Consider the following 614-nt stretch of genomic DNA (forward strand, 5'->3'; position numbering starts at 1 on the left):
GTATCCCGGTGAAACGTTTGCCTCCTCAGGACACCCTCAGGGAACAACTGAGCTGTTTCATGTGGAGTCAGGGACGCTTCATCTTGAGGTAGGCGAAACCGAACTGATCATTACTAAAGGCAGCGCAGCAGTAGCCAAGACAGATGTACCCCATAGCTATTCGAATAATGGGAAGTCCAAAGTGGTATTCACGATGTCGGTAACGGAGCTACACCGTCCTACACGGGAACTCTAATATTCAGTGGCTTGCGGGAGCTTCAGTAGCCCTCGGTCACGTCCGGCGATACGGCGTGGCTCATCGACGCTAGCACCTCGCGCAGATTCATAAGGGAGAACATAAACGTGATCGATGTCCACAACCTGCTGATTGTCTTCACCGCATATATCATCGGAGCCGCAAGTCCTGGCCCTAGCAATATGCGGATCATGGGCGTTGCCATGAACCAAGGCCGGCGGTCGGCATTGTCGCTCGCAGCAGGTGTTATCAGTGGGTCGTTCTTCTGGGGAATATTGGCGGCCACCGGCGTATCGGCCGTGCTAACGCAATATGCGCAAGCGCTCGTCGTCCTCAAAGTGGCAGGAGGGCTCTACCTCCTCTTCCTGGCCATAAAAGC

Annotated in this window: 2 protein-coding genes; both read left to right on the forward strand. The window is 54.6% G+C overall.

Annotated elements, in window-relative coordinates:
* On the forward strand, positions 1-235 hold a 235-nt coding region (locus tag AC1DRJ_RS31585; protein WP_477805556.1), incomplete at its 5' end, for a cupin domain-containing protein.
* 107 nt (positions 236-342) lie between these two features.
* On the forward strand, positions 343-614 hold a 272-nt coding region (locus AC1DRJ_RS31590), incomplete at its 3' end, for a LysE family translocator (protein ID WP_477805557.1).

It is taken from the genome of Pseudomonas sp. P5_B2 (assembly GCF_056400445.1).